At 71.7% G+C, this 10,193-nt stretch carries 13 protein-coding genes; 5 read left to right on the top strand and 8 right to left on the bottom strand.

From position 1 onward, the window contains the following. Positions 1 to 280: 280 nt before the first annotated feature. A complete protein-coding gene (locus tag ACIP5O_RS17595; protein ID WP_401294158.1) occupies positions 281 to 943 on the bottom strand; it encodes a DNA-3-methyladenine glycosylase in 663 nt (220 codons plus the stop codon). An 86-nt stretch (positions 944 to 1,029) separates the two neighbouring features. Between ACIP5O_RS17595 and ACIP5O_RS17590 the strand changes: the two genes are divergently transcribed. The 3 genes from ACIP5O_RS17590 to ACIP5O_RS17580 all read left to right on the top strand — a co-directional run bounded on the left by ACIP5O_RS17590 (position 1,030) and on the right by ACIP5O_RS17580 (position 3,080). Further along, positions 1,030 to 1,812 carry a sporulation protein gene (locus ACIP5O_RS17590; RefSeq protein ID WP_401294155.1) on the top strand — a complete coding sequence of 261 codons (783 nt, stop codon included), beginning with the start codon at positions 1,030 to 1,032 and terminating at the stop codon, positions 1,810 to 1,812. Positions 1,813 to 1,879: 67 nt separating this feature from the next. Continuing rightward, the gene (locus ACIP5O_RS17585; protein ID WP_401294152.1) at positions 1,880 to 2,419 is read left to right on the top strand and encodes a YbhB/YbcL family Raf kinase inhibitor-like protein; all 540 of its coding nucleotides are present in this window, start codon (positions 1,880 to 1,882) and stop codon (positions 2,417 to 2,419) included. A gap of 154 nt (positions 2,420 to 2,573) precedes the next feature. Beyond that, positions 2,574 to 3,080 carry an HNH endonuclease gene (locus ACIP5O_RS17580; RefSeq protein ID WP_125667855.1) on the top strand — a complete coding sequence of 169 codons (507 nt, stop codon included), beginning with the start codon at positions 2,574 to 2,576 and terminating at the stop codon, positions 3,078 to 3,080. Between the two features lie 77 nt (positions 3,081 to 3,157). Here the strand turns inward: ACIP5O_RS17580 and ACIP5O_RS17575 are convergent, their stop codons facing one another. The 4 genes from ACIP5O_RS17575 to ACIP5O_RS17560 all read right to left on the bottom strand — a co-directional run bounded on the left by ACIP5O_RS17575 (position 3,158) and on the right by ACIP5O_RS17560 (position 6,356). Continuing rightward, entirely contained in the window at positions 3,158 to 3,931 is a 774-nt protein-coding gene (locus ACIP5O_RS17575; protein WP_401294149.1) for a sulfite exporter TauE/SafE family protein, read from the bottom strand. A gap of 92 nt (positions 3,932 to 4,023) precedes the next feature. Next, the gene (locus tag ACIP5O_RS17570) at positions 4,024 to 4,962 is read right to left on the bottom strand and encodes an SPFH domain-containing protein (RefSeq protein ID WP_053642153.1); all 939 of its coding nucleotides are present in this window, start codon (positions 4,960 to 4,962) and stop codon (positions 4,024 to 4,026) included. A 93-nt stretch (positions 4,963 to 5,055) separates the two neighbouring features. Beyond that, on the bottom strand, positions 5,056 to 5,487 hold the full coding sequence (locus tag ACIP5O_RS17565) for an NfeD family protein (RefSeq protein WP_401294145.1): 432 nt from the start codon (positions 5,485 to 5,487) through the stop codon (positions 5,056 to 5,058). A 71-nt stretch (positions 5,488 to 5,558) separates the two neighbouring features. Beyond that, entirely contained in the window at positions 5,559 to 6,356 is a 798-nt protein-coding gene (locus ACIP5O_RS17560; protein WP_401294143.1) for an ABC transporter ATP-binding protein, read from the bottom strand. Positions 6,357 to 6,492: 136 nt separating this feature from the next. Here ACIP5O_RS17560 and ACIP5O_RS17555 point away from each other — a divergent pair, with 136 nt between their 5' ends. Both ACIP5O_RS17555 and ACIP5O_RS17550 read left to right on the top strand, forming a co-directional pair. Continuing rightward, on the top strand, positions 6,493 to 7,284 hold the full coding sequence (locus tag ACIP5O_RS17555; protein ID WP_356546540.1) for a hypothetical protein: 792 nt from the start codon (positions 6,493 to 6,495) through the stop codon (positions 7,282 to 7,284). Between the two features lie 58 nt (positions 7,285 to 7,342). Then, positions 7,343 to 7,495 (top strand): hypothetical protein, encoded by a 153-nt coding sequence (locus ACIP5O_RS17550; protein ID WP_401294140.1) that lies wholly within the window; start codon positions 7,343 to 7,345, stop codon positions 7,493 to 7,495. Positions 7,496 to 7,578: 83 nt separating this feature from the next. On the opposite strand, the gene ACIP5O_RS17545 is transcribed toward ACIP5O_RS17550, so the two are convergent. The 3 genes from ACIP5O_RS17545 to ACIP5O_RS17535 all read right to left on the bottom strand — a co-directional run bounded on the left by ACIP5O_RS17545 (position 7,579) and on the right by ACIP5O_RS17535 (position 9,754). Further along, positions 7,579 to 7,818, bottom strand: a complete 240-nt coding sequence (locus ACIP5O_RS17545; protein WP_125658124.1) for a chaplin — start codon at positions 7,816 to 7,818, stop codon at positions 7,579 to 7,581. A gap of 153 nt (positions 7,819 to 7,971) precedes the next feature. After that, positions 7,972 to 8,616 carry a response regulator gene (locus ACIP5O_RS17540; protein WP_401294136.1) on the bottom strand — a complete coding sequence of 215 codons (645 nt, stop codon included), beginning with the start codon at positions 8,614 to 8,616 and terminating at the stop codon, positions 7,972 to 7,974. After that, the gene (locus ACIP5O_RS17535) at positions 8,609 to 9,754 is read right to left on the bottom strand and encodes a GAF domain-containing sensor histidine kinase (RefSeq protein WP_401294133.1); all 1,146 of its coding nucleotides are present in this window, start codon (positions 9,752 to 9,754) and stop codon (positions 8,609 to 8,611) included. The genes ACIP5O_RS17540 and ACIP5O_RS17535 overlap by 8 nt, the downstream gene beginning before the upstream one ends. Between the last annotated feature and the right edge of the window lie 439 nt (positions 9,755 to 10,193).

The following is a 10,193-nucleotide window of genomic DNA, read 5'->3' as shown; positions in this document are numbered from 1 at the left end:
TTTCCTCCGGGCTTTTCCCTTCGGTCTTGCGTTTCCGACTCTATCAGATCTTTCCGATCCGATTTCCTCGGTGCTTTCCGGTCCCTTTCGCTTTCGCTTCGGACCCTTCCGGCGTGTTCACTACTTTAGCGGATTTCCCCGGTGACTCATAATCGAGCCATTCGAAACGCATTACGGCATGCCGGAATACGCCCTCGCCGAGGGAATCTTCTTGAGTAGTGGATGGCCACTGCAGGGGGTGCTTGAACAAGCAGGCCCTGATCCAGCGGCTCGGGCCACATTACGCACTTCGTCGCCCCGAGTCAAGGCCCCTCTTGCGAGGAGTGTGGGCGCGGTACGGGCTCACCGTCGGGTCGCCCTCGATCCAGAAGCGCCAGGGGTGCGGGGCGCCCTCGCCGCCGACGCCCGTGCGGGGGCCGCTGCGGACGAGGGCCGGGGCCGGCGGGGTGCCGGTGAGGACGGCGAGCGGGGCGTCCGGGTCGCCGCACGCGTCCTCCCCGTTCAGGGAGAGCGCGACGTCGAGGGCGGTGGCCAGGCGCGCCGGGCCCTTGGCCAGTTCCTCGTCCTTGCGGGCCGAGCGGCGGCGGGGGCGGGCCTGCTCGGCGCCGCTCACGATCTCCCCCGCGCGCAGCAGGACCCCGCTCGCGCTGCCCTCGGGGCCGCACACCAGGTTGAGGCAGTGCCACATGCCGTAGGTGAAGTACACGTACGCGTGTCCGGGCGGGCCGAACATGACGGCGTTGCGGGCCGTCTGCCCCCGGAAGGCGTGCGAGCCGGGGTCGATCGCGCCGGCGTACGCCTCCACCTCCGTGAGGCGCAGCTCGATCCGTCCTTCCTCCGTGGTGCGGACGAGGGTGCGCCCGAGGAGGTCGGGGGCCACCTCCAGGACGGGGCGGTCGAAGAAGGACCGCGGGAGCGGCGTACGGTCGGGGCTCTCGTTCATGGCGTCCGAGCGTAGTGGGGACCGGACCGGAACCGGTTACCGTCTTCGCGCGTATGTAGGGGTCAGGACCAGAAGGAGTGAAAACCATGGGATTCAAGAAGCTGCTCGCGAGCCTGGGTGCCGGCGGTGCCACCGTGGAGACGGTGCTCACCGAGGAGAACGTCGTCCCGGGCGGGGTCGTCCAGGGTGAGGTGCGGATCCAGGGCGGCAACGTCGACCAGCAGATCGAGGGGCTGTCCGTCGGGCTCCAGGCGCGCGTCGAGGTCGAGGGGGGCGAGCAGGAGCACAAGCAGGACATCGAGTTCGTGAAGGTGCGCCTCGGCGGGGCCTTCCAGGTGCAGGCCGGCGCGGTGCACGTGGTGCCGTTCGGTCTGGAGATCCCGTGGGAGACGCCGATCACCGCCGTGTCGGGGCAGCAGCTGCGCGGCATGCACATCGGCGTGACCACGGAGCTGGAGATCGCGCGCGCCGTGGACTCCGGTGACCTGGACCCGGTCAACGTGCACCCGCTGCCGGCGCAGCAGGCGATCCTGGACGCCTTCCTCCAGCTGGGCTTCCGCTTCAAGAGCGCGGACATGGAGCGGGGGCACATCCGGGGGACGCGGCAGAAGCTGCCGTTCTACCAGGAGATCGAGTTCTTCGCGCCGCAGCAGTACCGCGGCCTGAACCAGGTCGAGGTCAGCTTCGTCGCCGACGACCGCGAGATGGACGTCGTCCTGGAGATGGACAAGAAGCCGGGTCTGTTCACCGAGGGCAGCGACTCCTTCCGTTCCTTCAAGGTGGGTCTGCACGACTTCCACACCACCGATTGGGCGGCTTACCTGAACCAGTGGCTCGCCGAGGTCGGCGGCCGTCGCAACTGGCTCTAGGCTCGGGTCCGCAAGGCCGCCGCGGCAGGCCGCCGGGGCGGCGACGGGCGATACGGAGGGTTTCTACGTGTCCGAGGGCAAGAGGGCGCCGCTCCCCCACGACTTCCATCCGCCGGTGCCGGCGTTCACCGTGGTGAGCGACGACATCGCGCCGGGCGGGGTCCTGAAGGACGCTCAGGTGTACGCGGAGGGGAACACCTCGCCGCAGTTGCGCTGGGAGGGCTTCCCGGCGGAGACCAAGAGCTTCGCCGTCACCTGCTTCGACCCGGACGCCCCGACGGGCAGCGGGTTCTGGCACTGGGTGCTGTTCGACATCCCGGCGTCGGTGACGGAGCTGTCGGCCGGTGCCGGGTCGGGTGCGTTCGAGGGGCTGCCGGCCGGTGCCGTGCACGTCCGGAACGACTACGGCGCGAAGGAGTTCGGCGGCGCCGCTCCCCCGGCCGGGGACCCGGCGCACCGCTACGTCTTCACGGTGTACGCGGTGGACGGCGAGAAGCTCGGGCCGGACGCCGACGCCTCGCCGGCGGTGGTCGGGTTCAACCTGCGGTTCCACACGCTGGGCCGCGCGCAGTTGATCGGTGAGTACGCGGCTCCCGCGGCAGGCTGATCGTTCGTTTGTTGTTTGCCCGCTTCTGGTCTTGGAGAGATCAGAAGCGGGCACCTTTTGTTTCGCGAGAAATTGCGTTGTCCGACCCGGCCGGCCCGGCCATCGTTGATCCAAGCCCGCCAGGGGGCGGGCCGGTACACGGGAGGTGGGCAACATGCGGGACACGCTGGTACTCAACGCGAGCTTCGAGCCGCTGTCGACGGTCACTCTGAACCGTGCGGTGGTGCTCGTGCTGCAGGCCAAGGCCGTCGTCGAGCAGGCCCATCCCGAGCTGCGGGTGCGCGGTGCCGCCGTCGACCTGCCGGTGCCCCGGGTGATCAGGCTCTGCCGGTACGTCCGGGTGCCCTTCCGAAGACAGGCCCCGTGGTCGAGACGGGGGGTCCTGGTACGGGACCAGCACCGCTGTGCGTACTGCGGGAGACGGGCGACGACGGTCGACCACGTCGTGCCGCGGGCCCAGGGGGGCCGGGACACCTGGCTGAACACGGTGGCGTCCTGCGCCGAGGACAACCACCGCAAGGCCGACCGGACGCCGGAGCAGGCGGGGATGCCGCTGCTGCACCAGCCGTTCGAGCCGACCCCGGCGGACGCGATGCTGCTCGCGCTGCGGGCGAGCGAGCGGTCCGCGCTGCCGGAGTGGCTGGCCCACTCCGCCGCGTAGACGCCTACCCGCTGATTCCCCGCGTATGCCGCGCATGCGAGGGCCCGTCTCCCCGGTGGGAGGCGGGCCCTTCCGCGTCACCTGAGGGTCAGTTGGAGGATGGCGACGACGCCGACGGCGATGATCACTCCGCGCAGGACGGCGGGCGAGAGCCTGCGGCCGACCTTGGCGCCGAGTTGGCCGCCGATCGTGGAGCCGACGGCGATGAGCAGGACGGCCGTCCAGTCGAAGTCGGCGACGAAGAGGAAGAAGACGGCGGCGACGCCGTTGACGAGGGCTCCGAGGATGTTCTTGACGGCGTTGACGCGCTGGAGGTCGTCGTGGAGCAGCAGGCCCATGAGGGAGAGGTAGAGCACGCCCTGGGCGGCGCCGAAGTACCCGCCGTACATGCTGGCGAGGAGGAGGCCGACGAGGAGGGCGGGGCCGCCGTCGGGGTGCGCCTCGGTGCCGGCCCGTTCGCGCCGGCGCTTCACGGCGGCCGCGATGCGGGGCTGGAGGAGGACCAGGACGAGGGCGAGTCCGATGAGGACGGGGACGATCGCGTCGAAGGCGTCGGACGGGAGGGCGAGGAGCAGGATCGCGCCGACGAGTCCGCCGACGAGGGCGGCGGCGCCGAGGCGCAGGACGCGCTTCTTCTGGCCCTTGAGTTCGCGGCGGTAGCCGATGGCGCCGCTGACGGAGCCGGGGACGAGGCCGAGGGCGTTGGAGACGTTGGCGGTGATCGGTGGCAGTCCGGTCGCGAGGAGGACCGGGAACGTGATCAGCGTTCCCGATCCCACGATGGTGTTGATGGTGCCGGCGCCGATGCCGGCGGCGAAGACCGCCAGGGCTTCCCAGATGGACAACGCCATCTCCTTACAGGATCGGTGGGTCGCCTCCCCGCTCCGAGGGCGTCGGGGTCGAGGGGCTCGCACCGATCATGCACGAGGATTACGTGTACGTGTCAGTCAACCGGCGGTTCGTCTCGCCTTTCGGGCGCGCCGGTCCTGGTGTTGAAGCCGGGGGCGCCGCCGCCGATGTTGCCGAAGGCGCCGGAGAGGCCCTTGAGGGCGTCGCCGATCTCGCTGGGCACGATCCAGAGCTTGTTGGCGTCGCCCTCGGCGATCTTCGGGAGCATCTGGAGGTACTGGTAGGAGAGGAGCTTCTGGTCGGGGTCGCCGGCGTGGATGGCCTCGAAGACCGTGCGGACGGCCTGGGCCTCGCCCTCGGCGCGCAGTGCGGCGGCCTTGGCCTCGCCCTCGGCGCGGAGGATCTGCGACTGCTTCTCGCCCTCGGCGGTGAGGATCGCGGACTGGCGGGTGCCCTCGGCGGTGAGGATGGCGGCGCGCTTGTCGCGCTCGGCGCGCATCTGCTTCTCCATCGAGTCCTGGATGGAGGTCGGGGGCTCGATGGCCTTGAGCTCGACGCGGTTGACGCGGATGCCCCACTTGCCGGTGGCCTCGTCGAGGACGCCGCGCAGGGCCGCGTTGATCTCCTCGCGGGAGGTGAGGGTCCGCTCCAGGTCCATGCCGCCGATGATGTTGCGGAGGGTGGTGACGGTGAGCTGTTCGATGGCCTGGATGTAGCTGGCGACCTCGTAGGTGGCGGCCCGGGCGTCGGTGACCTGGTAGTAGATGACCGTGTCGATGTTCACGACCAGGTTGTCCTGGGTGATCACCGGCTGCGGCGGGAAGGGGACGACCTGTTCGCGCAGGTCGATCCGGTTGCGGATCGAGTCGATGAACGGGACGACGATGTTCAGTCCGGCGTTGAGCGTGCGGGTGTAGCGGCCGAAGCGCTCGACGATCGCCGCGCTCGCCTGCGGGATGACCTGGATCGTCTTGATCAGGGCGATGAAGACGAGCACCACCAGAATGATCAGGACGATGATGACTGCTGACATCGTGTTCCCCGTGCCCTTCGCTGCCGGTTGACTGCCGGTTTGCTTTCGATGATCGAGTCTCGCAGACGCCGGAACGTCATGGGCGGGGTTCGGTCACATGACCACGGCGGTAGCGCCGTCGATCTCGACGACGTCGACCTGTTCGCCCGGTTCGAAGGTCTGTCCGGCGTCGAGCGCGCGGGCGGACCAGACCTCTCCGGCGAGTTTGACGCGGCCCCCGCCACTGCCGTCGATCCGTTCCAGGACGACGGCCTGACGTCCCCTCAGGGCGTCGACCCCGCTGGAGAGTCCGGGTCCGTCGCCCCGGTGGCGGGCGGCGAGTGGGCGCACCACCGCGACGAGCGCCACGGAGACGACGACGAAGACGAGTACCTGGGGGACGATGCCGAAGCCGAGGGCGGCGGTCACCGCTCCCGCGACCGCTCCGACGGAGAACATGCCGAATTCGGGCATCGCGGTGAGGACCAGGGGAATGCCGAGCCCCACCGCGACGATCAGCCACCACACCCACGCGTCGATGTCCACGTGGTCATGGTAGGGCGGTGGGGTGCTTCCGGGACAGGGCGCGGTGCTGTGCGGTCACGGCGCCCGGCCGGTCACTTCAGCGGCAGGCCGCGGGCGGTCCAGCGGTCCTCCAGGCGCTCGACGACGAGCGGGAGGCCGAAGCAGAGGGAGAGGTTGCGGGAGGTGAGCTCGGTCTCGACGGGGCCGGCGGCGAGGACCCTGCCCTGACGGATCATCAGGACATGGGTGAAGCCGGGGGCGATCTCCTCGACGTGGTGGGTGACCATGATCATGGAGGGGGCGTACGGGTCGCGGGCGAGGCGGCCGAGGCGGCGGACCAGGTCCTCGCGGCCGCCGAGGTCGAGGCCGGCGGCGGGCTCGTCGAGGAGGAGGAGCTCGGGGTCGGTCATCATCGCGCGGGCGATCAGGGTGCGCTTGCGCTCGCCCTCTGAGAGGGTGCCGAACCTGCGGTCCAGGTAGTCGTTCATGCCGAGGCGGTCGAGGAAGGCCTTGGCGCGGTCCTCGTCGACCGGGTCGTAGTCCTCGTTCCAGGTGGCCGTCATGCCGTACGCGGCGGTGAGGACGGTCTGGAGGACGGTCTGGCGCTTGGGCAGCTTCTCCGCCATGGCGATGCCGGCCATGCCGATGCGGGGGCGGAGTTCGAAGACGTCGGTGCCGACGCCGCCGAGCTGCTCGCCCAGGATGCGGGCGGTGCCCCCGGTGGGGAAGAGGTAGCTGGAGGCGACGTTCAGGAGGGTGGTCTTGCCGGCGCCGTTGGGGCCGAGGATCACCCAGCGTTCGCCCTCCTTGACCGACCAGGAGACGTCGTCCACCAGAGCCCGTCCGTCGCGGACCACGGATACGTCCACCAGCTCCAGTACATCGCTCATGAGCGCGTTGTCTCCCCTTGCGGTCGAGTGTCGTCGCCTTGCGCCGGCGGGCGCGGCGTCCAGGGGAAAACCTACGTTATCGCCGGAGCGGGCCGGACAGGCCCTGGTGTTTCCCCCGAGTCCCTAGTCTGGGGGGATGCTTTCGGAACCACGCTCAGGACGCCTGGCCGCATGGGGCAATGCCCTGCTGGCCGGAGCGGTGTCGCCGGACGAGGCGGCGCTGGCCATTGTCGGGGAGGACGCGGTGCACCGCGTGGAGGGGCTGCCGGGTGAGGCGGGGCCGGTGGGCCTGACGCTGGCCCTGGGGCGGCTGCGGCGGCTCGGGGTGACCGGGTGGCGGGTGGCGCTGCCCGCGCCGGGGCACCCGCTGGGGCTGAGCGGGCCGCCGGACTTCAACGCGCGCGCGTTGGAGGCGGAGGAGGCCGTGGTGGGGTTCGGCGCTCCCTACGGTCTCGTGCCGGAGGTCACGGAGGCGGGCCCCGAGGGGGACGTGCACGCGGCGGTGGTGTGGCGGTGTCTCGCGGTGCGGGAGGCGCCGCCGGCGGACGTGCCGTCGCTCGGCGAGGCGGAGCGGGAGCTGGCGGAGGCGCTGCGGGACGCGACGGCGGTGCTGACCCGGCTGGACGTGGCGGCCTCGGGCCCGGCGGCGGACGCGGCGCGGGAGGCGTACCGGGCGCGGTCGGAGGCGGGCCGCGAGGTCCTGGCCCCGGGCTATCCGCCGCGCGCGGTCCGGGTCCTGGAGCTGGCCCAGCGGATCGGTCTGCTGGTGGACCTGGCGTACGACCACGGCCACGGGGGCGCGGTGAGCGCTTCGGAAATGGCGGCGCGGGGGGAGGCGCTGCGGCCGGTGGAGCGGGTGGCCCGGCGGGCGCAGGTCGCCGCGTACAACGCGTACGTGGAGGAGAGGGAGCGGGAGCGGGGGTTCTGAGGGCCGGGGCACGGTACGGGGTTCGGCGGACGGAGTCCGACGCAGCGGGCCGAAGCCCGTGAGGCGCCCCGGCGCCGAGCGTCGCGAGGAACGCGAAGAGGAGGGGCTGGCGGCGCGGGGGGAGGCGCTGCGGCCGGTGGAGCGGGTGGCCCGGCGGGCGCAGGTCGCCGCGTACAACGCGTACGTGGAGGAGAGGGAGCGGGGGTTCTGAGGGCCGGGGCGGAGCGTGCGGGAAAGGGGGAACCCCCCGGCCTCCGGGGGGATCGTCCGGGGGGCGGGGGGTTCGGTGGCGGGTCAGTCGTTGACGGCGCCGTTGCCGAAGGCCGGGTTGAGCAGGCCGATCACGTTGACCGTGTTGCCCGAGACGTTCACGGGAACGTGGACCGGGACCTGCACCGCGTTGCCGGAGGCGACACCCGGGGACTGGACGGCCGCGGCCTCGGCACCGGCGTCGGCGGAGGCGACGCCCGCGCCGGCGGCGACGATGCCGCCGGCGACCATGGTGAGGGCGGCGGCCTTCTTGAACTTGTTCACTTGGTGATTCCTCCTGGTCGTCGCTGCGGCCGGTCCGCCGCAGCACGCCATGGAGAACGCCCCGCCTCCCGGGAGGTTGCGCCGAACGGGGGACGTACACACGACGGTATGAAGGGGTGAACGGTCGTGCGCCCGGCGCGCGGCGGGGGCGCGTCAGCGGGTGAGGCCGTGGCGCACCGCCCAGAGGGCCGCCTGGGTGCGGTCCGCGAGGTCGAGCTTCATCAGGATGTTCGAGACGTGCGTCTTGACCGTCTTCTCGGAGAGGACGAGGGCGCGCGCGATCTCGCGGTTGGAGCGCCCGTCCGCGATCAGGCCGAGGACCTCCCGCTCCCGTTCCGTGAGGGACGGGCCCCGTCCCGTACCGCCGTGGGGGTCGTCCTGGGAGAGGAGCGCGCCGGCGACCTCGGGCTGGAGCAGGACGTGCCCGGCGTGGACGGAGCGGATCGCGCCGGCCAGGGCGTCGGGGTCGATGTCCTTGTAGACGTACCCGGAGGCGCCGGCGCGGAGCGCGGGGACGACCGTGCGCTGCTCGGTGAAGCTGGTGACGATCAGGACCCTGGCGGGGTTGGCGAGCTCGCGGAGCCGCTTCAGGGCCTCGATCCCGTCCGTACCGGGCATCTTCACGTCCATGAGGACCACGTCGGGGCGGAGCTCCTCGGCCCGGGCGACGCCCTCGTCGCCGTCGGAGGCCTCGCCCACGACCTCTATGTCGTCCTGCACCTCCAGGAAGGTGCGCAGGCCTCGGCGGACGACCTGGTGGTCGTCGACCAGCAGGACGCGGATCGGCTTGTCAGCCACCGGGAACCTCCATCTCGATCGTGGTGCCCCCGCCCGGGGCCGAGGTCACGGTGAGCCGTCCGCCGACGCCGCCCGCCCGGTCCCGCATGGAGACCAGGCCGAGGTGGCGTCCGGCGCTGCGGACCGTACGCGGGTCGAACCCCTTGCCGTCGTCGGTGACGGTGAGGCGGGCGCCCTGGCCGCTGCGGGTGAGGGAGACCCGGACCCGCTCGGCGTCCGCGTGCCGCAGGGCGTTGTGCAGGGCTTCCTGGGCGACCCGGAGGACGGCCTCCTCCTGGGCGGCCGGCAGGGCGCGGGTGCCCGGGCTCTCGAAGGTGACCCGGGCGGAGTGGGCCCGGTCCAGGACCTGGATCTGGGTGCGGAGGGTGTGGACGAGGCCGTCCTCGTCGAGGGCGGCGGGGCGCAGCTCGACGACGGCGGCGCGCAGCTCGTCGGCGGCCTCGGCGGCGAGCGCGGCGACCTGCTGGAGCTCGCCCTTGGCGCGGGCCGGGTCGCGGTCGACGAGGGCGGCGGCGGCCTGGGCGGTCAGCCGGAGCGAGAACAGCTTCTGACTGACGGCGTCGTGCAGCTCGTGGGCGAGGCGGGAGCGCTCCTCGACGATGGTGAGCTCGCGGCTGCGCTCGTACAGGCGCGCGTTGGTGAGGGCGATGGCCGCGTGCTGGGCGAGGGTCGAGAGCAGTTCCTCGTCCTCGGCGGTGAAGCCGCAGCGGCCGTCCTCCTTGGGGCAGCGCTTGTTGGCGAGGAAGAGGGCGCCGAGGATCTCGTCGCCGTCCCTGACGGGCAGGCCGAGGAAGTCGGACATCTCGGGGTGGGCGTCGGGCCAGCCGCCGAAGCGGGGGTCCTCGCGGACGTCGGCGAGCCGCTCGGGCTCGGCCTTGTGGAGCATCGAGGCGAGGACGCCGTGCTGGCGGGGCAGCGGGCCGATCGCCCGCCACTGCTCGTCGCTGACGCCGTCGACCACGAACTGGGCGAAGCCGCCGTGGTCGTCGGGGACACCCAGGGCCGCGTACTCGGCGTCGAGGAGCTCGCGGGCCGAGGCCACGATCGTCTTGAGGACGTCGCGGACCTCCAGGTGGCGGCTCATCGCCAGGATCGCGGTGCTGACGGCGGCGAGGCCGGAGCTCGGTCGATGGCTCATGTGTTCACCGTACCGGCGGGGTGTGACCGTCCGTATCCGTCCGGGGACGAGGCCGGGCGGGTCCCGGGACCTAGGTCGGAGGTCCCGCTCCGGCGGGCGGTGCGGGGCCCGTACGCCGTGGTGGTGAGGGGGCCCCGCCTCTCGCAGGAGTTCGCAGCGACCCCTCTCCCCCTCCCGGAGGAGGCCGCTCACCGTGTGCGTTGCTGTAGCAACGCGGGGTGAGTTCGGGGCCCCTCCCATGTGAGGCGCCGCATAGGACCCACGTCACTTACGAAGCTCCTTAGTGGAGACCTCAAGGTCGGATAAGGACGGAGAAAAACGGGCACACGGGACGTCTTGCGGGCCTCCCCCAGCCCCCCGATCCACTACCCGGCTTCGTACGTCACACCTTTGCCAGGGCATTTTGCCGCCGCTAAGAATTGCATCTGTCGCCGCCGAG

The organism is Streptomyces sp. NPDC088915, from assembly GCF_044749825.1.
In the GTDB taxonomy this organism is placed as follows: domain Bacteria; phylum Actinomycetota; class Actinomycetes; order Streptomycetales; family Streptomycetaceae; genus Streptomyces.
The sequence above is the reverse complement of the archived record's forward strand: the minus strand, read 5'-3'. Positions and strand labels throughout refer to the sequence as shown.